The following is a 20,392-nucleotide window of genomic DNA, read 5'->3' as shown; positions in this document are numbered from 1 at the left end:
CGAAGCATCCACAGGTTCACGCATCAATTGGAGTCGGGGATGACGCGCCCAAGCCGGACTGGCGAGACATCGGCTATCGCCCTTTCCGCCGGCCAAGCCACGCCGATCAATCCCAGCCGAGCCGCCGACGCCATGGGTATGGCCGGCTCGCATGACGCTCTGGCGCGGCTGAACGCCGCCATGAGTGAGCTGAAAGCCCTGGCGATCGAGCCACTCTTGAATCGCGCTGTGCTCGCCCTGGAGGCCGAGGATTTTGAGACCGGCGGCCGATTGGCCCTCCAGGCCCTCGAGCACGACGAGCGCAATGGCTTTGCCTGGTACCTGCTGGCCATTGCCCGGGAGCGAGCGGGCGACTTCGTCAGCTCCATCACCTGCTATGAATCGGCGCTGGCCCTGCTGCCAAACCAGGCAGATGTGGCCAACGATCTGGGGCGGTTGGCCTTCCGCATGGGGATGAAAGCCCAGGCCGAAAAACTGTTCCGGCACTTTCTGGCCGCCAAGCCCAACCATGCTGAAGGGGCCAACAATCTCGCCTGCGCCATCCGCGATCAGGATCGCGCCGAGGAAGCCATCGAGATCCTGCGCCCCGCCATCGAAGCCAATCCTGGCGCGGCCATGCCCTGGAACACGCTCGGCACCATCGTCACCGAACAGGGGGATTTGGAGGCCGCGCACACCTTCTTCGACGAGGCCCTTCGCCTGCAGCCCGCCTTTCCCAAGGCTCAGTATAATCGGGGCAATGTCCGCCTCTCCCTGGGTGATGCGGAAGGTGCCCTGGCCGACTGCGATATTGCCCTGGCCGCAACCTCAGCCGCCGATGAGCGCGAGATGATGCGGCTGTCGCGCGCCACTATCCTGATGGAGCTCGGGCGCACGGGCGAGGGTTGGGACGATTATGAGGCCCGCCTGCACCCGCAGTTTGCCGATTGCACACAGTTTCAGTCCCCCGGCGCGCCCTGGACCCCCGATCATGATCTGGCCGGGCGCTCCCTTCTGGTGTTCGGCGAACAAGGGCTGGGGGACGAGGTGATGTTCGCCAACCTCATTCCAGATCTGATCGAGGCCCTGGGGCCTGCCGGACGCCTGACCCTGGCGGTGGAAGCCAGGCTCGTGCCGCTGTTTCAACGGAGCTTCCCCACCGCCATCGTAGGTGCGCACGCCACCTTTGCGGTGGCGGGTCGCTCGGTGCGGCTGGCACCCTTCCTCGCCGAAGATTCGCCGCCTGAGCTTTGGGCCCCGATGGGCTCCCTGCTGCGCCGCTTTCGCCGCTCGGTACAGGCCTTCCCAGCCAGGCCTGCCTATCTGACGCCAGCGCCAGACCGGATCGCCCATTGGAGACAGGTGCTGGACGCAGCACCAGCCGGGCTCAGGGTCGGGCTGTTGTGGAAGAGCGGGCTGATGAACGGGGCCCGCCGGCGCTATTTCTCGGCCTTCGAGGCCTGGAAAGAGGTCCTGTCGGTTCCGGGAATCAGCTTCATCAATCTGCAGTACGGCGACTGCGCGGCGGAACTTGAGCAGGCGCGGCGCGAAATGGGCGTGGAAATTTGGACTCCGCCAGGCATCGACCTGAAGCAGGATCTGGACGAGATCGCCGCCCTGACCTGCGCCCTCGATCTGGTCATCGGCTTTCCCAACGCCACGGTGAACCTTGCCGGCGCCTGCGGAGCCAATGCCTGGATCACTTCGGCGCCCGGCGCCTGGCCGCGCTTGGGCAGTGACCATTACCCCTGGTATCCGCAGATGCGGGTGTTCACCGCCAAGGCCCTGGGCGACTGGACGCCTATGCTGTCAGAGATGGCCGCAGCCCTGGGCCAGCCCGATGGCCCTGTCCTGCGTCGCTCCGATCTCACCTGAAGCCCCGCAGGCTCCCTCGCCCAAGCGACGGATACACGCTTCAAGGTGGCCCTGAACGCTCAAGCCGCTTGAATGTCCCGCGCCGCCCTTTAGGTTGGCGTCAGTTGAAACATTTGTTCGAACGCGGGCCCCATTGAACCCGCGGACATTGGGAGCCCATATGGCCGAGCGTTTCGAAGGCACAGACGATTACGTCGCCACAGAAGATTTGAAGGTCGCCGTCAACGCGGCGGTCGCCCTTGAACGTCCCCTGCTGATTAAGGGTGAGCCTGGCACCGGCAAGACGGTGCTGGCCTATGAGATCGCCAAGGCCCTCGATGCCGAGCTGATCACCTGGCACATCAAGTCGACCACCAAGGCCCATCAGGGCCTTTATGAGTACGACGCCGTCACCCGCCTGCGCGACAGCCAGCTCGGCGACGAGCGGGTCAAGGACGTGAAGAACTACATCAAGAAGGGCAAGCTCTGGGAAGCCTTTGACGCCCCCAAGCGCCCCGTCCTGCTGATCGACGAAATCGACAAGGCCGACATCGAATTCCCCAACGACCTCCTGCAGGAGCTCGATCGGATGGAATTCTACGTCTACGAGACCAATGAGACGATCAAGGCGGCGATCCGCCCCATCGTGATCATTACCTCCAACAACGAGAAAGAGCTGCCGGACGCCTTCCTGCGCCGCTGCTTCTTCCACTACATCCGCTTCCCCGATGCCGACACGATGAACCAGATCGTCGAAGTGCATTATCCCGGGATCAAGCAGAAGCTGGTCGCCGAGGCCCTGCGCATTTTCTACGACATGCGCAAGGTTCCGGGCCTCAAGAAGAAGCCCTCCACCTCTGAGCTGCTCGACTGGCTCAAGCTGTTGATGGTTGAGGATATCGATGCCGACGCGCTGAAGGAGCGCGATCCCACCAAGCTGATCCCGCCCCTGCATGGTGCCCTGCTCAAGAACGAGCAGGATGTGCACCTGTTTGAGCGGCTGGCCTTCCTGGCGCGGCGCGAGGGTACAGGCTCTCGCCCCGGCCAGTAGTCGGAAACTTACCGCGATTTCACTCGACCTCTTGGTCGCTCCCGTACACCGTCGCCCGACGAGATACGGGAGCGACCGGATGAAGACTCTGATGATGGCAGGTGCTGTTGGTGCGGCTCTGGCCCTGGCGGGCTGTGCGCAGACGCCAGAGTCCGCAGCGACGACCGGTCGCCTGAACTGCCCCGAGACCAAGGGCGAACTCACCCGCATAAGCCAGTCCGACGACGGCCAGACCTGCCAGTATCGCACGCAGGATGGGGCCAATGTGGAGTTGCGCCTGGTACCTGTTACCGGCGGAGATCCCATGGCGGTGCTGGCGAAACTGCAGGCTGAGCTCGAGGCTGCGGCACCGCCAGCTGGGTTGGCGACAACGGCAAGCGCTGTCCAGGCTGATCAAGAGCTCACTGTAGCGGTCAACCTGGCGAACCAGGCCATCGCTCAAGCCAAAGCGGACGCCGGCGGCGAAGACGTGACGGTTGAGATGTCCCTTCCCGTCGGAAAAATCGACGCCACTGACGAGGCCGTCAGCATCAACATGCCCGGGGTCAAGATCGACGCCAATGAGGACCAGGCCCAGGTTCGGATTGGCCCCATCAATATCGACGCCTCTGAAGACGGAGCCACCGTCCAGGTCTACCGAGAGGTGCGTCTGCGCGGAGAGGCCCTGTCCCGGGAACGCCGGGGAATCCGCGCCACCTATATTTTGGCTGGCGGACGGCAACCTGCGGGAACCACCTATGTCGGCCTCGAGGCCGGCGGCCCCAAGACGGGGCCCCTGACCGTGGCCCTGGTGACGTCCGCCACTGAGCATGAAAAAGGCGAGATCCTGGAGGACATCCAGGACCTGGTACGGGACAATGGCGGGGTCTGATTGACCCCGCCCTGGTCTCAGGCCGCCACGACCTCCATCACCTTGTAGGTCAGAGGCCGACCGTCTTCATCGGTAACGGTGACGTATTCCCCGATCGCAAAGCGATGCTCCCCCAGACGATGGACCGGCTCGTCATCGTCGGTATCGGCAGCATCGTAGTCGAAGAACCAATGCCGCCCCCGCCGGGCCAGACGCCCATCGGCCGCTGCTTCATCTGGGGCAAAGCGGCGCACGACGCACTCGGCCTTTCTGGCACCATAGGCGGCCTCATCCAGGAAACCGTCGGCGGTCAGGGGCGCTGTCAGGCTGTATCCCCTGTGGTCGTCGCCTCCGGCGAACTCAGTGCCGGGATTGCGGGCCAGCCGCATGACGATGCGTGAAAGGGTCATGGTCGACCTCGTACTCAATGTGACAGGAACAGGGACGGTGAGTCTGCTGCCAGGAGCGACCGGGTGGTGCCGCCGAAGATGAACTCCTGCAGCCTCGGGTGGCCGAAAGCGCCGGCCACCATGATATCGGCCCCGGCCTTCTGGGCGGCATAGAGCAGCATTGGGGCCGCCTCGCCGGAGTCTGGCAGCATCTCAAACTCGGCTGTGACGCCCCGGGCGGCGTAATAGGCCTGGAGGCGGGCCGGATCGAGGGCTCGGGTTGTGGCCCGGGGTGCCGTCAGGATCACGACCCTGCTGGCCTTCTGCAACAGGGGCACGGCCTGTCGGGCGGCTCTTGAGGCTTCCTTGCCGCCATCCCAGGCCACTGCGACGACGCCGCCGATCTTAAGACCTGGCCGGGCGATAATCACCGGGCGCTGCTCGTCGGCGAGCACTTCCTGGAAGGCCTCGGCCAATGGACCACGGCCGCGGCCGGGCTCATCATTGAAAACCACCACATCGGCCAGGCGGCTCTCTGCGGAAAGATTGGCCCAAACCGGGGTCTGTAGCGCCAGAAAGGCCTTGTTCTCAAAGGCCAGAGCCTCAACCGAAGCTCGCGCCTTGGTTTCGCCCACTGCGGCAGCCTGTTTGAGGGACTCCAGCGCTGTGGCCTGGACCCCGCCCATAAAGCCTTCCCCCATCCACGGCATGACATCAGCCACATCGGCAGGGGTGTAGACGGCCGAAAGCTGCGCGCCGAAGGCACCGGCCACGGTAGCACCGGCCTCAAGCACGGCCTTGTCACCTTCGCTCCCCGACAGCGGGGCCATGATTCTCGCCCAGGTCATTTGCTTCCCCTTTTCACAGGCCACGATGATGCGTCTGCCCATCGAAGCGTGCATTGATCTGTGCCAATGCCCAAATCCAACAGGCTTGACCGTGGCAGTGTGGAAGGAACGCTTCGATGACGAAAGGGCTGCGTGGCAGACCCCGCGAACCTCGCGCCTGGCAACGCATGCTGTCGGGACGTCGCCTGGACCTGCTGGATCCCTCGCCCATGGACATCGAGGTGGAGGATATCGCGCACGGCCTGGCGCGGGTGGCGCGGTGGAATGGCCAGACCGTGGGGGAGCACGCCTTCTCAGTGGCGCAGCATTCCATGGTGGTCGAAGAGATCGTCGCCCACCTGCAGCCCAATATCGAACCCCGCTGGCGGCTGGCGGCTCTTCTGCATGACGCGGCCGAATACGTCATCGGCGACATGATCTCGCCGTTCAAGCAGGCGCTTGGTCTCGACTACAAGCAGTTCGAGGAGCGTCTGGAGGGGGCGATCCATGTGAGGTTTGGCTTGCCCGCCAGGGCTCCAGCGCCAGTCAAGACCCTGATCAAACGGGCCGACCATGCCTGCGCCTATTTTGAGGCGACCCAGCTCGCTGGGTTTTCGGCCAAGGAAGCCACCGAGTTGTTTGGGGCACCGCCAAAGGGCTACGATCTGCACATTGAGCCGCTGACCGCCTCCCTGGCCCAGGCGCACTATATTCGGCGGTATCATGCACTCTCTCAGGCGGCGGGATTCGCCACGGGCGATGTGGCCCTCAATCCGGAGTAGTCAGAGATGACGATGATCGTCTGCGGCCTCGCTGACCTGCCCCGGGTGATCACCCAACGGCGACCCTCGCATGTGGTCACCCTGCTCGACCCCATGACCATGATCTCAACTCCGGACGGTGTCGCCCCAGACCGGCATCTACAGCTGGGGGTTAATGATATCAGCCAGCCTGCCGAGGGCATGACCGCGCCCCAGGAAGACCTCGTCCACCGTCTTTTGGCCTTTGCGCAGACCTGGGATGAGCGCGCGCCCATGGTGGTCCATTGCTGGGCCGGAATCAGTCGGTCCACGGCCAGCGCCTTCACCCTGGCCTGCGCCCGAAGCCCGGAAGCCGATGAGGCTGCCATCGCCTGGACCCTGCGCAGCCTGGCACCCCATGCCTATCCCAATCGCCGGATCGTCGCCCTGGCCGACGACCTGCTGGGACGTGGTGGCCGGATGGTGGACGCTATTACCGCCATCGGCGGCAATGGCTATTCCAGCCTGGGCGCACCCTTCGATTTTTCGCCCCGCCACTGATGGCCCGCAGCCTAGCCCCCTCCCCGGTTGTTATTGGTCTATCGGCCGTGGTGGTGGCTGTGCGCGACAGCGAGGCCTTGGTTCTGACGGTGCGTCCGCGGGGGATGGCGCAGGACCCGTCGGCGGCGTCAGCAGGCCTGCCCTTTGGTCCCTTTGATCCGGACGGGCACCGCACGTTCGAGCTTGCCCTGCGCGCCTTCGTGACCGCCCAGACCCGGTTTGACCTTGGATATGTGGAGCAGCTCTACACCTTCGGCGATCGCGGGCGGGACGCCCCCCTGGCCGACATGGGGACCGGCACCGAGACCGCCCCTGGAATCCCGCCCAGCCGGGTGATTTCGGTCGGATACCTGGCCCTGACGCCCCAAGCCGTAGAGACCGAAGCCCCAGACACCGCCTGGGCACCCTGGACCCGGTTCTTCCCCTGGGAGGATTGGCGTCAAGGGCGGCCGGCCGCAGTCACCCTGATCGAAGATGCCCTGCGGCGCTGGGCCGACCGTGCACCGCCGGCCCAGCGGGACCTGCGCCTGGCGCGGGCCAGACTGGCCTTCGCCCTCGACGGGGCCCCCTGGAACGAAGAACGCGTCCTCGAACGCTATGAGCTGCTCTATGGCGCAGCGCTGGCGCCAGAAGCCGCCCGTGACCGTGGCGAGGCCTCAGGGGAAAGGTCCGAGGCGCTCCGCGCGGCGCTGGGCGTTCCGATGATCTCAGACCACCGGCGTATTCTGGCCACGGCCCTGAGCCGCCTGAGGGGCAAAATCAAGTATCGCCCCGTTGTCTTCGAACTGATGCCTGAGGCCTTTACGCTGCTGGCCCTACAGCGGGCGGTGGAAGCCATCGCCGGTGCCCCTCTGCACAAGCAGAATTTCCGGCGCGCCCTGGAACGGGGCGGTCTCGTGGAAGGATTGGGGCGGATCGACACCGACACCGGTGGTCGACCAGCTGAGCTGTTCCGCTTCAGGCGGGAGAGCTTGAACGCCCGTCCGGTGTCAGGACTGTCTCTGCCTCTGCTGCGGGACTGACAGCGCCCTGCCCCTTCGCCCAGCGGGCGCGGATCTGGCTTGAGGTCTCCCGCGAGCCATCAGGGCTCCACCCCGGCGGCCCAAACAGATAGAGCGCGACCTCCCGCGGCGACCTGGACTTCAGAAGGTCTCGGCCAATGGCACCCCATTCGTGGAACGCCACCCGGAGGGGATTGAAGGTCGCCAGGTTCCGCACCACGCCATAGCGGCAAGGCTCAGCGTCGAGTTCACTCTGGAAGGTGCCAAACATGCGGTCCCAGATGATCAGGATGCCCGCATAGTTGCGGTCCAGATAGCGGGGGTTGCGCGCATGATGGACCCGGTGATGGGAGGGCGTATTAAACACCGCCTCGAACCAGCGGGGCATACGCCCGATGGCCTCGGTGTGAATCCAGAACTGATAGACAAGGCTGATGCCCTTCTGGATCGCCACCATGGCCGGGGGGAACCCGATCAGGGACAGAGGCAGCCAGAGCAGCCAGGTCCCGGCCACGCCCCCGGTCCAGGTCTGCCGCAGGGCGGTTGAGAGATTATAATGCTGGGATGTGTGGTGGTTGACGTGGCTGGCCCACCAGAACCGACGCTCATGCGACAGGCGATGGAACCAGTAATAGGTCTTGTCCTCCAGCAGGAAGATCAGCACCCAGGCCCAGACCGCCGTCATGGGAATATCGAACAGGCGGTGCTCATAGACCCAGAGGCTGGTGGCGACGATCGCCCCAGCGGTGGCCAGGCCGGCCACCGAACTGCCCAAGCCCATGGCCAGGGAGGCGAAGGTATCCTTGGGTTCGTAATTGGCCTTCGCCCAGCCCAGGCGGGCCAGGATGATCTCCAGGACGATGGCCAGAATGAAAAACGGAACGGCCAGGCTGACCGGATTGAAGTCTTCCATCAGGCGGCAAGGTCCTTGGGCGGCCAGTTGTCAAAGGCCAGCACCGCCCGGGGCGCAGCCATTTCATCAAGTCGAATATTGAGGCGGCCATTGCGGAACATGGCCGAGGAGGCCTGACCCCAGGAGAGCCGGCGCGCGGCATAGCCATCGCCCACCTGGATCAGGACCAGGGCGCAGGCTCCGGACCTGGCCAGGGCACCCCGCCCTTCCCGGGCGATCCACAGTTGGTCGATGTTGCGATCGGGGAAGTCCTCGCCCAGCAAGGTTCTGGCGCGGGCCTCATCAAGGCCAGGGGACGGGCGTCCAATCCGCGCCAGGGCGGCCAGCGCCACGAGTATGGCGACAGCGGTCATCGAGCCGGTGAATTGTATTAGGAACGCCTTGTCCACAGCGTGTTCCTCCCCCAGTGCCAAGGTCAACCGGGGCGGCGACGGGGTCAAGCAAAACGGCGCGCCCCCTGCAGGACGCGCCGTCGCCTCAGATGAAAAGTGTGGGCCGCAGGGGCTTAGAACTTGCGGACGTAGCCCACCGACCAGACATTGGCCGAGCCTCCGTCATCCTGGAACTCCTGGCGGGTATAGTCGGCGCGGACACCATTCTTGGCGTCGAGGAAATAGCGACCCCCGACCCCGTAGTTCCAGCTTTCGCCATCAGCCTTGGCCGATACGCCACCCGCCGAGGCCTTCACCTCGGTTGTGCCGTAACCCACCCGTGCAAACAGATCAGCGTTGGGATTGATCGGCAGGAAGCCTACCCCATAGATCGCTGCGCTGTGCTCAAGCTCCACATCCACATTGGCACCGCCGACCCGGACGCTGTCATCCTTGATGCCCAGGGCCAACTCCCCCTCCACACCAAAATAGGGATTGATCTTGGTCCCCAGACGGCCCTGAACAGCCCCTAGATCCAAGCCATCGGCACGGCTTTGGGCATATCCTACAGACCCATAGACCTCAGAGCCCATGGGTTGGGCCTGGACAGCGGCGGGAACGGCGGCCAGCACGGCGAGGCTGGCGGCAACGGTGATGAAAGACTTCATTTCTGGTACTCCGACATGAGGACGCGGGTCCTCGAACGGGACCTGTTTGGTCGCCAAACGGGGCGGTTTCCTGTCCCTCGTCGGACAATTGCAGGGCAGCCACACCCTGTGGCTTTCTTGACACAGCACCCCGCCCTGTATTTTTCAGGCGCTGTGCTATTTAGGGGCCGCAAGCCCGGAAGAGGCTGCCATCGGAGAAGCCAAGTTGCGCCACGCCGTCATCGCCGCCACCGGCCTCTATACCCCGCCCCACACCCTCACCAATGCTGAGCTGGTGAGCACCTTCAACACCTATGTGGAGCGGTTCAACGCCCGCCACGCACAGGCGATCGCCGCGGGCGAGGTCGAGGCCCTGACCCCCTCGTCAGAGCCCTTCATCGAGAAGGCGTCCGGGATCAAGTCACGCTACGTGATCGACAAGTCAGGGCTGATCGATCCTGAGGTCATGCGCCCGGTGATCCCCGAGCGGTCCAATGAAGAGATCTCAGTGCTGGCCGAGATCGCCGTTGCCGCCGCCCGTCAGGCCATCGAGGCCTGGGGCAAGCCGGTCAGCGAGATTGGCGCGGTAATCTGCGCGGCCTCCAACATGCAGCGGGCCTATCCGGCCATGGCCATTGAGGTGCAACAGGCCCTGGGCATCGACGGCTTCGCCTTCGACATGAACGTGGCCTGCTCGTCCGCCACCTTCGGCATCAAGACCGCCGCTGACTACATCGCCACGGGCTCGGCCAAGGCCGTGCTCATGGTCAATCCCGAGATCACCTCAGGCCACCTCAACTTCTGCGACCGCGACAGCCACTTCATCTTCGGCGATGTGGCCACGGCGGTGATCGTCGAGGCGGAAGAGGACGCCGTCCCGGGCCAGGGCTGGGACATCATCGGCACGCGACTGAAGACCGTCTTTTCCAACAATATCCGTAACAACTTCGGCTTCCTGAACCGGGCTGCGCCGGAAGGCGCCCAGGCCCGCGACAAGCTGTTCGTCCAGGAAGGCCGCAAGGTCTTCCGCGAAGTGGTGCCGATGGTTTCCGACATGATCGTTGAACACGCCGGCGATCTGGGGCTGGACGCCACGACCCTGAAGCGCATGTGGCTGCATCAGGCCAATATCAACATGAACGACATGATCGGTCGCAAGGTGCTGGGCCGCGATCCAAGCCCGCAGGAGAACGTCATCATCCTGGATGAGTACGCCAACACCTCCTCGGCCGGCTCCATCATCGCCTTCCACAAGGCCAATGAAGGCTTTGCCCCTGGTGAAACGGGCCTGATCTGCTCGTTCGGGGCCGGCTACTCGGCCGGCACGGTGTTTGTGCGCAAGCGCTGAACACTGCCAGCCAACACCGTCAGAGGGCCCCCCGGGTTGATCCGGCGGGGCCATCTTTCGTTCTAGCGATCCTTCTCGCGCTCGCCGATGGCCGACTGGGCGGCCGCCAATCGGGCGATGGGCACCCGGTAGGGCGAGCAGCTCACATAGTCGAGACCGACCCGCTCGCAGAAGTCGATGGAGGCCGGGTCGCCCCCATGTTCCCCGCAGATGCCGAGCTTGATCTCCGGACGCTGGACGCGGCCCCGCTCGGTGGCGATGCGGATGAGGTCACCGACGCCCTCCTGATCGAGGCTGACAAACGGGTCCTTCTCGAAGATCCCCTTGTCCATATAGGCGGCCAGGAACCGGCCAGAGTCATCACGGCTGATGCCAAAGGTGGTCTGGGTCAGGTCATTGGTGCCGAAGGAGAAGAACTCCGCATTCTCCGCCAGATCCGCAGCGCGGATTGCGGCCCTGGGCAGCTCCACCATGGTGCCTACCAGATAGGGGAAGTCGAGCTTGCGCTCGGCCAGCACCTGCTTGGCCACCCGGTCGGTGAGCAGGCGGAGGAACTTCATCTCCTCGCCCTTGGCCACCAGGGGATGCATGATCTCCGGGCACGGCGGGGTCTTGCCGCTCTCAGCGATCTCGCAGGCGGCCTCGAAGATCGCCCGAACCTGCATCTCATAGATCTCAGGATAGGAGACGCCCAGACGGCAGCCCCGATGCCCGAGCATGGGATTGGTCTCGTGCAGCTCCTTCACCCGACGCTCCAGGACGGCCAGCTCCACCCCCGCCGTTTGGGCCAGGGCCTTCAGGTCTTCTTCGGTGTGGGGCAGGAACTCGTGCAGGGGGGGATCAAGCAGGCGGATGGTGACCGGCAGGCCTTCCATGATCGTGAACAGCTCGACGAAGTCGGCGCGCTGCATGGGCAGGATCTTGGCGAGCGCGGTGCGGCGACCCTTCTCATCGGAGGCCAGGATCATCTCGCGCACGGCGGCAATCCGGTCTTCCTCAAAGAACATGTGCTCAGTGCGGCAGAGGCCGATGCCCTCGGCACCGAACTGACGGGCGGTACGGGCGTCAAGGGGGGTCTCGGCATTGGCCCGGACCTTGAGCCGGCGCAGGGCGTCGGCCCAGACCATCAGGGTGGCGAAGTCGCCGGTGAGCTCCGGCTCGATCATCTTCACCGCCCCGGCCAGCACTTCGCCGGTCGAGCCATCGACCGTGATGATATCCCCGGCCTTGAAGGTGCGACCTCGCACCCGGAACTCTGCCAGCTTGGGATGGATCTGCACTTCTCCGGCCCCGGAGACGCAGGGGCGACCCATGCCCCGCGCCACCACGGCGGCGTGGCTGGTCATGCCGCCCCGGGCGGTGAGGATCGCCTTGGCGGCATGCATGCCGTGGATGTCTTCGGGGCTTGTCTCGTCGCGGACCAGGATCACCGCCTCATGAATCGCCGCCAGCCGCTCGGCCTCGTCGGCGTCGAACACCACCTTGCCCGTGGCCGCCCCCGGCGAGGCCGGCAGGCCCTGGGCGATCACGTCCCGCGCACTGGCCGGATCGATGGTGGGATGCAGCAACTGGTCCAGGGAGGACGGATCCACCCGCATCACGGCCTCCTCGTGGGTGATCACACCCTGGGCGGCCAGGTCGACGGCAATCTTCAGGGCCGCCTTGGCGGTACGCTTCCCGTTGCGGGTCTGCAGCATATAGAGGTGGCCCTGCTCCACCGTGAACTCGATATCCTGCATGTCACGGTAGTGGTGTTCCAGCCGCTCGACCGCCGCCTTGAACTGTTCGAACACCTCCGGAAGGGCTTCCTCCATAGAGGGCTGCTTGTCCCCCATTTCCTCCCGGGCGATCTTGGTCAGGGCCTGGGGCGTGCGGATGCCGGCCACCACGTCCTCACCCTGGGCGTTGATCAGGAACTCCCCATAGAGGCGGGCCTCGCCGGTGGACGGATTACGGGTAAAGGCCACGCCGGTGGCGGAGGTTTCGCCCATATTGCCAAAGACCATGGACTGGATGTTCACCGCCGTCCCCCAGCTTTCGGGGATGTCGTGCATACGGCGATAGAACTTGGCCCGCTCGTTCATCCAGCTGGCGAACACGGCACCGACGGCCCCCCACAGCTGCTCCTGCGGGTCCTGGGGGAACGCCTTGCCCAATTCGCTGGCCACGGCCTGCTTGTAGTCGGCGACGACCTTCTCCCAGTCCTCGGCCGACAGGGCTGTGTCGACGGTGACGTCGAGGCGCTCCTTATGTTCGTCGAGGATCTCCTCGAACATGTGGTGATCCAGGTCGAGGACCACGTTGGAATACATCTGGATGAAGCGACGGTAGGAATCGAAGGCAAAGCGCCGATCCCCTGACAGCTTGGCCAAGCCCTCGACAGTCTGGTCGTTCAGGCCGAGGTTCAGCACGGTATCCATCATGCCGGGCATGGAGGCCCGGGCCCCGGACCGCACCGACACCAAGAGGGGATTGGACGCCTCGCCGAATCGCTTGCCTGTCAGGCCCTCGACCCGACCCAGGGCTTCGGTGACCTGGGCCTTCATGTCGTCAGGATAGCGCTGTTCGTTGGCGTAATAGTGCGTGCAGCACTCGGTGGTGATGGTGAATCCCGGCGGCACAGGCAGGCCCAAAGACGACATCTCCGCCAGGTTGGCGCCCTTGCCCCCCAGCAGGTTCTTCATCGAGGAGTCCCCGTCGGCCGCGCCGCCGCCAAAGGCGTAGACCCAGCGCGTCTTGGTCAGGCTCGTCATCGTCCTACTCATCCCGTCACTAGACTGAAATCCGCCACGCGCCCCATGGCGTCGCGGACCTGGATCAGAAGCCGCAGTCGGTTGTCCCGTTCTGCGGGGTCTTCAGCATTCACCAGCACATCTTCGAAAAAGGCGTCTACAGGACCACGAAGGCCCGACAGGGCCTGCATGGCCGCCACGAAGTCTTCCTGCAACAGGGCCCCAGCCACGGCCGGCTCGGCGCTGGACAAGGCCTGCACCAGCGCAAGCTCAGCGGTCGGCGCGCCCGCCATGGCCACCGCCGGTCCCGAGGGCATGGCGCCCTTCTTTTCCTCGGCCCGCAGAATGTTTGTGGCCCGCTTATAGCCCGCCAGCAGATTGGCGCCGTCCTCGGTGGTCAGGAAGCCGTTCAAGGCCTCCACCCGCGCGACGATCCGCACCAGGTCGTCATCGCCCAGGGCGAAGACCGCATCCACCAGATCGTGCCGCTTGCCCTGATCACGCAGCAAGACCTTCAGGCGGTCCGCAAAGAAGGCCAGCAGGTCATCCCCGGCGATCTCGCGCAGGGGCAGACGAATCTGGCCCTCCAGCACGATGCGGATCACCCCCAGCGCCGAGCGGCGCAGGGCATAGGGATCGCGGGAACCGGTGGGCTTCTCGTCAATGCCGAAGAAGCCGGTCAGGCTGTCGAACTTATCGGCCAGAGCCAGGGCAGCGCCCTCTGGGCCTGCTGGCAGGTCGTCGCCCGGCCCCTGCGGCTTGTAGTGGTCACGGATCGCGGCCGCCACGCTGGCCGGCAGGCCCTCGGCCGTCGCATAATAGCCGCCCATGAGGCCCTGAAGCTCAGGGAACTCGCCCACCATGCCGGTGACCAGGTCTGCCTTGGCCAACCGCGCGGCCTGGGCCGCGGCCTCGGGATCAGCCCCCACGAGGGGGGCCAGGCGCCGGGCCAGGTCCGTGATCCGGCCCACCCGTTCCGACAGGGTCCCGAGCTTGGCGTGGAAGGTGACGCCCTTCAGCTTCTCCAAACGGTCCTCAAGCTTCAGCTTGCGGTCCTCGTCCCAGAAGAAGCGGGCGTCCGAAAGTCTCGCCGAAAGCACCTTGGCGTTGCCGGCTGCAATGGCCGCACCACCGTCGGCGGCCTGGATGTTGGCCACGGTGATGAAGTGGGGCGCCAGGCCCCCCGTGGCCGGGTCGCGGACCGCGAAATACTTCTGGTGGGTGCGCATGGAGGTGCGGATGACCTCCGGCGGCAGATCCAGAAAGGCGGGATCCATGTCGCCCAGCACCGGGGTCGGCCATTCGGCAAGGCCCGAAACCTCGGCCAACAGCCCCTCGTCCTCCACCAGCTCCAGATTGCGGGCAAAGCAAAGGGTGCGAGCGGCGTCGATGATGCGCGCCTTGCGCTCCTCGGGGTCCAGGACCACGAAATGGGCGGCGAGCCCATCCCGATAGGAATCAAAGTCCTTCACCCGGAACGGCTTGGCCACCCCCATGAAGCGGTGGCCCTCGGTCACATCGCCGCTCTCGATTCCGTCGATGGCGAACGGAACGACCGCCCCGTCAAACAGGCAGACAATTCGCTTCAGCGGCCGAACCCAGCGCAGGGTCCCCCGCCCCCAGGTCATGGACTTCGGCCAGGGGAAGTTGCGCACAATGGCCTCGACCATCTCGGCGATGATCTCCGGAGTCGGGCGACCCTTGCGCTCGATCCTGGCGAACCAGACCCCGTCCTGATCCACCAGCTGATCCAGGGTCAGGCCGGTGGAGCGGAGGAACCCCTCCATGGCTTTTTCGGGTGAGCCGACGCGGGGACCCTTACGCTCTTCAGTCCGGTCGGCCTGGGCCTCGGGCAGACCCTCAATCACCAGGGTCAGGCGCCGGGGCCCGGCAAAGGCGGTCATGGCCTCCGGCAGAAAGCCCTGCTCGGCCAGACGCTCACGGGCCATACGCTCTAGGTCGCGGGCGGCCTGGGCCTGCATGCGGGCCGGAATCTCTTCGGAAAAGAGCTCGAGAAGCAACTGAGGCATGGGCTAGCCGTTGCCCCCTTCATTGGCCACCCAGGCCTCTGCGCACATCTTGGTCAGGTCGCGGATGCGGCCGATATAGCTTTGACGCTCGGCCACCGCGATGGCCCCACGGGCGTCCATCAGATTGAACAGATGGCTGGCCTTCAACACATGGTCATAGGCCGGCAGAACGATGGCTTGGCCTTGCGGTCCCTGCATCGCCAGCAGGCGCGGAACCTGGATTTCCATGTCTTCAAACTGGCGCTTCAAAGTCGCCACATCATAGCCGTCGAAATTGGCGGTCGACTGCTGGCGCTCGTTCTCCAGGAACACGTCCCCATAGGTCATCGGCGCAGGCCCATCGGGGTCGTTGAAGGCCAGATCGGTGAAGTGGTCGACGCCCTGGAGATACATGGCGAGCCGCTCGAGGCCATAGGTCAGTTCCCCGGCCACCGGCCACACGTCCACCCCGCCAACCTGCTGGAAGTAGGTGTACTGGGTGACTTCCATGCCGTCGCACCAGACTTCCCAGCCCAGGCCCCAGGCACCCACGGTGGGATTCTCCCAGTCGTCCTCGACGAAGCGGATGTCATGCAGGCGGGTGTCGAGGCCGATGGCCTCCAGGCTGCCCAGATAGAGGTCCTGCAGGTCGTCGGGGTTTGGCTTCAGGATCACCTGATACTGGTAATAGTGCTGCAGCCGGTTGGGGTTCTCCCCATAGCGACCGTCCGCCGGGCGGCGGGAGGGCTGCACATAGGCCGCCCGCCAGGGCTTGGGTCCGAGCGCCCGCAGCACCGTCGCCGGGTGGAGCGTACCTGCCCCTACCTCAACGTCATGCGGCTGCAGGATCACGCAACCCTGGCGGCTCCAATAGTCATGGAGTTTCAGGATCAGGCCCTGAAACGAGAGCGGTTTTTCTGATGACATCTGGGCTGATTTGCAGGCGCAAAAAAAGTCGGCGGACCATAGGGCCCACCGACCTGTGCATCAAGCGCGCGACGAAGATCAGTTGCCGCCAGGTTCGCTCAGCTTGCCTGCCCGGGATTGTGGGCCGCCATACTTGGCGCGGTTTTCTCCGTATCCGGGATCGGGCCATAGCTCCTCAGTTGACCGTCTATGACCCCGGAGGCCATCACCCCTGCCTGGGTGGCGGACCGGGCCTGGTCATGCGCCTGGGGGGGCATGTCCGGGTTGGAACGGGCGGCGCGCATGGCTTGCGACGAATTGACCGGGTCGTTTGAAGGGGACCCAGACTTCGACGAGGCATTAGCTGCCATTGCATCCGTCCCTGACGCAGAGGCATCGGCGCCGGCACCGACCGAGGGAATCAACACCTTGTCGACCACATGGATCACACCGTTATCGGCAAAAATATCGGCCTGGGTGATCTTGGCTCCACCAATCCTCCAGGTCTCCTCCACGCCATCGACCTGCAGGGTCTCGCCCGCAACAGTGGGCACCGGACCTCGGGCATTGTCGATCCTCGTACCATCAAGCCGGGCATTGACCACGTGATGGGTCAGCAGCCTCTGAAGAGCCGCGCGGTTCTCCTCGGCCATCAGACTGTCCAGGTCTCCAGCCGGGAGCGACGAAAAGGCGGCGTCCGTCGGCGCGAACACCGTGAGGTCCGGGGTCGTCTTCAACAGCTCCGTCAGATTTGTGGCCTCCAGCCCCTTGAGCAGGATGGAGAACTGGCCGGCCGCAGTGATTGTCTCAATAATGTCGCCCGCTGGCGCCACTTTGGTCGGCCCATTGGCTCCGACCTCGGTCTGCTTCGCCGGGGCGTGAGCCGACATTACTCCATGGGATTCAGACTGGGCCCCAGGGGTTTCAGACTGGGCCTGGACTGCGCCGGCCAGCAGGGTGGCGATGGCGGTCGCGGACATCAATCGGTTCAGACGCATAGTCATCCTTTCGGTCGTGAAGCGTCCCCGTCGCCGGGGACGCGGTGGGGAGCAGTACGCGTTGAGGATCGATCGGTTGCCGCCGATCACGGGCTCGTGAACACGTCCTGCCCAGGGCTCAAGCCCAGCCAAAGTCACCAATGGCCCCGAAATTGCGCCCATTTTTGCAGCGCTCACCCCACAGGGGTGCCCACATTTTGCGCACCAGAAGGCTTTCCTTAACCGGGCATGACCAGAGCCGCCCCCCGGCCCGCGCCCGTCGATAGCGTCACAGTCGCCGTCGACCGACACCGTCGGAATGGGGCCATGGGGCTTGGTGACGGCTCGAACAACAAGGGGACGCGCGGCGTAAAAGCCCGTGCGGTTGCAAGCGGATGAAACTGATCATCGCGATCGTTAAACCCTTCAAGCTGGACGACGTGCGCGAAGCGCTCGTTTCGGCCGGCGTTGAAGGCCTGACGGTCTCCGAAGTCAAAGGCTACGGCCGGCAAAAGGGACAGACCGAGATCTACCGCGGCGCGGAGTACCAGGTGAACTTCGTGCCGAAGGTCAAGCTGGAGGCCGTGGTTGACGACGCGGCCGCCGCGAAGGCCGTCGAGGCCATCAAGGCTGCAGCGGCTACCGGCAAAATCGGCGACGGAAAGATCTTCGTCGTCAATGTCGAGGACGCGGTGCGCATTCGCACCGGCGAGACCGGGGCCGCCGCCCTTTAAGGGCGCAACTAATCGAGACAAGGGGATAGCTGAAATGATGTCGTTGAAATTCAAGGGGCTGGCCGGGCTGATGCTCGCCGCCGCAATCGTCGGGGCGCCCGTCGCCTCGGCCTGGGCTGCACCGCCACCGCCGGCCGAGGCCGCCGTGGAAGCCCCCGCCGAAGAGGCCGCGCCCGCTGCCGAAGGCGCTGCCGTGGACGCCGCCGCCGTTGAGGCAGCACCGGCTGAAGCTGCGCCCGAGGAAGCCGCGCCAGCCAACCTGCTGGCTCACCAGGTTCCCCTGGAACTTAACGAAGCCTCCACCGCCTGGATTATCGTCGCCAGCGCCCTGGTGCTGCTGATGACCATCCCGGGCCTCGCCCTGTTCTATGGCGGCATGGTTCGTCAGAAGAACGTCATCAATACCGTGGCGACGGTGTTCGCCGTGACCGCCTTGGTGACCGTCCTCTGGATGGCCGTCGGCTACACCATTGCCTTCGGCACCAATGCCGATGAGGGCCTGAACGCCTACATGGGCAGCTTCGACGCGGTGTTCCTGAGCGGCGTGACCCTTGAGACTTCCCACGCTCTGACGTCGAGCCTGCCGGAATATCTCTGGATCATGTTCCAGCTGACCTTCGCCATCATCACCCCTGCCCTGATCGCCGGTGCCTTTGCTGAGCGGATGAAGTTCTCGGCCATGCTGCTGTTCATGGGCCTGTGGACCGTGTTCGTTTATGCGCCGGTCTGCCATTGGGTCTGGGGCGGCGGCTTCCTCGGCGGCGCGGGCGTCCTCGACTTCGCCGGCGGCACCGTGGTGCACATCAATGCCGGCGTCGCCGGTCTGGTCTGCGCCATCGTCCTGGGTCGTCGCAAGGGCTACGGCACCGAGAACATGGCGCCGAACAACCTCGTCTACACCATGATCGGCGCGAGCCTTCTGTGGGTGGGCTGGTTCGGCTTCAACGCCGGCTCGCAGTGGGCGGCTGATGGCTTGGCCTCGGTGGCCATGCTGAACACCCAGGTCGCCGCGGCTGGTGCAGCCTTGACCTGGATGATCATCGAGTGGGTTGAGCGCAAGAAGCCCGGCATGCTGGGTCTGGCCTCTGGTGCCATCGCCGGCCTCGTGGCGGTCACCCCGGCTGCTGGCTTCGTCAACCCGCAGGGCGCGCTGATCATCGGCATCGTTGGCAGCGCGGCGGCCTATGTGGGCGCGGTGTGGCTGAAGAAGCTGCTGAAGTACGACGACAGCCTGGACGCCTTCGGCGTGCACGGGGTTGCGGGCATCGCCGGCGCCCTGCTCACCGGCGCCCTGGCCGACCCGGCGATCAACGGTCTTGGTGAGGGCGCCAGCGTCATCACCCAGGGCTATGGCATCATCGCCACCATCGCCTGGTCCGCCATCGTCACCTTCATCATCCTGATGGTCTGCAAGTTCACCGTTGGACTGCGGGTCTCCGAGGAAGAAGAAGTCGAAGGCCTGGATGTTTCCCAGCATGGGGAAGCCATCCACAGCTGATCTCAGCCCCTGGGCTGATCACGGAACGGGGGTCCTTCGGGGCCCCCGTTTTCGTTGGGGGCTCTCCCAGGCCAGCTGTGCTTTGTTCCGGAAGAAAGGGCTCCAGATCAGGCCGGGTCGGCCCAGGGCCCGCCCAGGCGACAGCGACGCACCCACCAATCGGGGCGCATGCGCTCCAGATCCTCGGCCAGCTGTTCGGCCTCAATATCGCTGGCGCAGAGCGCAAAACAGGTGGCTCCAGACCCCGACATCCGCGCCAACAAGGTCTCTGGCCCACTGCGCAGGGCCGCCAGCACGTCACCGATCACAGGCGCAACAGCCTCGGCGGCGGCCTCCAGATCATTGCGTTGCAGGCTGAGCCAGCCGGCCAGCTCTTCGATGGTCTCGAACCCATCTGGCATCGGCGGCGGCGCGACATCACCAAACTGGTTCAAGGCGTCGAAGCCGCGATAGACCGCGCCGGTGGACGCTTCCACCTGAGGATTGACCAGCACGGCGGGAATGGCCGGCAGCCGCGGGGCGGGGGCGAGGATTTCTCCGCGACCAGAGGCCAGCACCGGTGTCCCCCACAGGCAGGCTGCCCCGTCGGCCCCCAGCGCGCTGGCTAGGGCCTGAAGGGCCTCATCGGGCATGTCAGGGGCCCAGGCCCCGCGCAACAGCCGCAGGGCTGCGCCCGCATCGCTTGAGCCGCCCCCCAGACCCGCAGCGATGGGCAGCCGCTTTTCCAGGGCCAGCAACAGCGGTGCCTTCGGGCCGCGAACCTGGGCCAGCATGGCGTTGGCGGCGCGCAGAACAAGGTTCTCGCCCTGCCCCGCCAGCTTGCCCGCGAAGGGGCCAGTCAGGGCGAAACTGAGGGCCTCGGCCGGCGCCAGTGACACCTGATCGCCCACATCGGCAAACACCATCAGCGAGCACAACGGATGATAGCCATCAGCCCCTGGCCCGCCCACATGCAGGAACAGGTTCACCTTGGCGGGGGCAAACGCCTGACCAAGCATGGGGCCT

Annotated in this window: 19 protein-coding genes; 9 read left to right on the top strand and 10 right to left on the bottom strand. The window is 65.2% G+C overall.

Features of this window, described 5'->3' with window-relative positions:
• The first annotated feature begins 39 nt into the window (after positions 1 to 39).
• The 3 genes from MH112_RS07855 (at position 40) to MH112_RS07845 (ending at position 3,755) form a co-directional block, all read left to right on the top strand.
• Positions 40 to 1,854 (top strand): tetratricopeptide repeat protein, encoded by a 1,815-nt coding sequence (locus MH112_RS07855; RefSeq protein ID WP_296566149.1) that lies wholly within the window; start codon positions 40 to 42, stop codon positions 1,852 to 1,854.
• Positions 1,855 to 2,014: 160 nt separating this feature from the next.
• Positions 2,015 to 2,884 carry a MoxR family ATPase gene (locus MH112_RS07850; protein WP_296566147.1) on the top strand — a complete coding sequence of 290 codons (870 nt, stop codon included), beginning with the start codon at positions 2,015 to 2,017 and terminating at the stop codon, positions 2,882 to 2,884.
• Positions 2,885 to 2,963: 79 nt separating this feature from the next.
• Positions 2,964 to 3,755: a hypothetical protein gene (locus MH112_RS07845; protein ID WP_296566144.1), complete on the top strand. Its 792-nt coding sequence runs from the start codon at positions 2,964 to 2,966 to the stop codon at positions 3,753 to 3,755.
• A gap of 17 nt (positions 3,756 to 3,772) precedes the next feature.
• Here MH112_RS07845 and MH112_RS07840 read toward each other — a convergent pair whose 3' ends face one another.
• Both MH112_RS07840 and MH112_RS07835 read right to left on the bottom strand, forming a co-directional pair.
• Positions 3,773 to 4,144 carry a hypothetical protein gene (locus tag MH112_RS07840; protein ID WP_296566141.1) on the bottom strand — a complete coding sequence of 124 codons (372 nt, stop codon included), beginning with the start codon at positions 4,142 to 4,144 and terminating at the stop codon, positions 3,773 to 3,775.
• A gap of 14 nt (positions 4,145 to 4,158) precedes the next feature.
• Positions 4,159 to 4,971 carry a universal stress protein gene (locus tag MH112_RS07835; RefSeq protein WP_296566139.1) on the bottom strand — a complete coding sequence of 271 codons (813 nt, stop codon included), beginning with the start codon at positions 4,969 to 4,971 and terminating at the stop codon, positions 4,159 to 4,161.
• A 116-nt stretch (positions 4,972 to 5,087) separates the two neighbouring features.
• On the opposite strand from MH112_RS07835, the gene MH112_RS07830 reads away from it, so the two are divergent.
• From MH112_RS07830 to MH112_RS07820, 3 genes are read left to right on the top strand one after another with little or no spacing between them, the layout of a single operon-like run.
• On the top strand, positions 5,088 to 5,732 hold the full coding sequence (locus tag MH112_RS07830; RefSeq protein WP_296566137.1) for an HD family hydrolase: 645 nt from the start codon (positions 5,088 to 5,090) through the stop codon (positions 5,730 to 5,732).
• Between the two features lie 6 nt (positions 5,733 to 5,738).
• Positions 5,739 to 6,251: a hypothetical protein gene (locus MH112_RS07825; protein WP_296566135.1), complete on the top strand. Its 513-nt coding sequence runs from the start codon at positions 5,739 to 5,741 to the stop codon at positions 6,249 to 6,251.
• On the top strand, positions 6,251 to 7,273 hold the full coding sequence (locus tag MH112_RS07820) for an NAD regulator (RefSeq protein WP_296566132.1): 1,023 nt from the start codon (positions 6,251 to 6,253) through the stop codon (positions 7,271 to 7,273). The genes MH112_RS07825 and MH112_RS07820 overlap by 1 nt, the downstream gene beginning before the upstream one ends.
• Here MH112_RS07820 and MH112_RS07815 read toward each other — a convergent pair.
• The 3 genes from MH112_RS07815 to MH112_RS07805 all read right to left on the bottom strand — a co-directional run bounded on the left by MH112_RS07815 (position 7,209) and on the right by MH112_RS07805 (position 9,204).
• On the bottom strand, positions 7,209 to 8,165 hold the full coding sequence (locus MH112_RS07815; RefSeq protein WP_296566130.1) for a sterol desaturase family protein: 957 nt from the start codon (positions 8,163 to 8,165) through the stop codon (positions 7,209 to 7,211). The two genes, MH112_RS07820 and MH112_RS07815, sit on opposite strands and share 65 nt — an antisense overlap.
• Positions 8,165 to 8,518, bottom strand: a complete 354-nt coding sequence (locus MH112_RS07810; protein ID WP_296566128.1) for a hypothetical protein — start codon at positions 8,516 to 8,518, stop codon at positions 8,165 to 8,167. The genes MH112_RS07815 and MH112_RS07810 overlap by 1 nt, the downstream gene beginning before the upstream one ends.
• Before the next feature lie 152 nt (positions 8,519 to 8,670).
• Positions 8,671 to 9,204 (bottom strand): porin family protein, encoded by a 534-nt coding sequence (locus MH112_RS07805; protein ID WP_296566125.1) that lies wholly within the window; start codon positions 9,202 to 9,204, stop codon positions 8,671 to 8,673.
• Between the two features lie 205 nt (positions 9,205 to 9,409).
• Here MH112_RS07805 and MH112_RS07800 point away from each other — a divergent pair, with 205 nt between their 5' ends.
• Complete coding sequence (locus MH112_RS07800) at positions 9,410 to 10,531, top strand: beta-ketoacyl-ACP synthase III (RefSeq protein ID WP_296566121.1); 1,122 nt, start codon at positions 9,410 to 9,412, stop codon at positions 10,529 to 10,531.
• A 62-nt stretch (positions 10,532 to 10,593) separates the two neighbouring features.
• Here the strand turns inward: MH112_RS07800 and ppdK are convergent, their stop codons facing one another.
• From ppdK to MH112_RS07780, 4 genes are all read right to left on the bottom strand, one after another.
• Entirely contained in the window at positions 10,594 to 13,284 is a 2,691-nt protein-coding gene (gene ppdK, locus MH112_RS07795; RefSeq protein WP_296566118.1) for a pyruvate, phosphate dikinase, read from the bottom strand.
• Positions 13,285 to 13,292: 8 nt separating this feature from the next.
• Complete coding sequence (gene glyS / locus MH112_RS07790; protein WP_296566115.1) at positions 13,293 to 15,293, bottom strand: glycine--tRNA ligase subunit beta; 2,001 nt, start codon at positions 15,291 to 15,293, stop codon at positions 13,293 to 13,295.
• A 3-nt stretch (positions 15,294 to 15,296) separates the two neighbouring features.
• The gene (locus tag MH112_RS07785) at positions 15,297 to 16,199 is read right to left on the bottom strand and encodes a glycine--tRNA ligase subunit alpha (protein WP_296566113.1); all 903 of its coding nucleotides are present in this window, start codon (positions 16,197 to 16,199) and stop codon (positions 15,297 to 15,299) included.
• A gap of 98 nt (positions 16,200 to 16,297) precedes the next feature.
• Complete coding sequence (locus MH112_RS07780; RefSeq protein ID WP_296566109.1) at positions 16,298 to 17,158, bottom strand: fasciclin domain-containing protein; 861 nt, start codon at positions 17,156 to 17,158, stop codon at positions 16,298 to 16,300.
• Positions 17,159 to 17,550: 392 nt separating this feature from the next.
• On the opposite strand from MH112_RS07780, the gene MH112_RS07775 reads away from it, so the two are divergent.
• Positions 17,551 to 17,889: a P-II family nitrogen regulator gene (locus tag MH112_RS07775; protein WP_293317793.1), complete on the top strand. Its 339-nt coding sequence runs from the start codon at positions 17,551 to 17,553 to the stop codon at positions 17,887 to 17,889.
• A 37-nt stretch (positions 17,890 to 17,926) separates the two neighbouring features.
• A complete protein-coding gene (locus MH112_RS07770) occupies positions 17,927 to 19,387 on the top strand; it encodes an ammonium transporter (protein ID WP_296566239.1) in 1,461 nt (486 codons plus the stop codon).
• A gap of 107 nt (positions 19,388 to 19,494) precedes the next feature.
• On the opposite strand, the gene MH112_RS07765 is transcribed toward MH112_RS07770, so the two are convergent.
• Positions 19,495 to 20,385: a 4-(cytidine 5'-diphospho)-2-C-methyl-D-erythritol kinase gene (locus tag MH112_RS07765; RefSeq protein ID WP_296566106.1), complete on the bottom strand. Its 891-nt coding sequence runs from the start codon at positions 20,383 to 20,385 to the stop codon at positions 19,495 to 19,497.
• Positions 20,386 to 20,392: the final 7 nt, after the last annotated feature.

The organism is Phenylobacterium sp. (assembly GCF_022402485.1).
Classification (GTDB): domain Bacteria; phylum Pseudomonadota; class Alphaproteobacteria; order Caulobacterales; family Caulobacteraceae; genus Phenylobacterium.
Note: the sequence above shows the minus strand (reverse complement) of the source record. Positions and strands in the feature narration are given on the sequence as shown.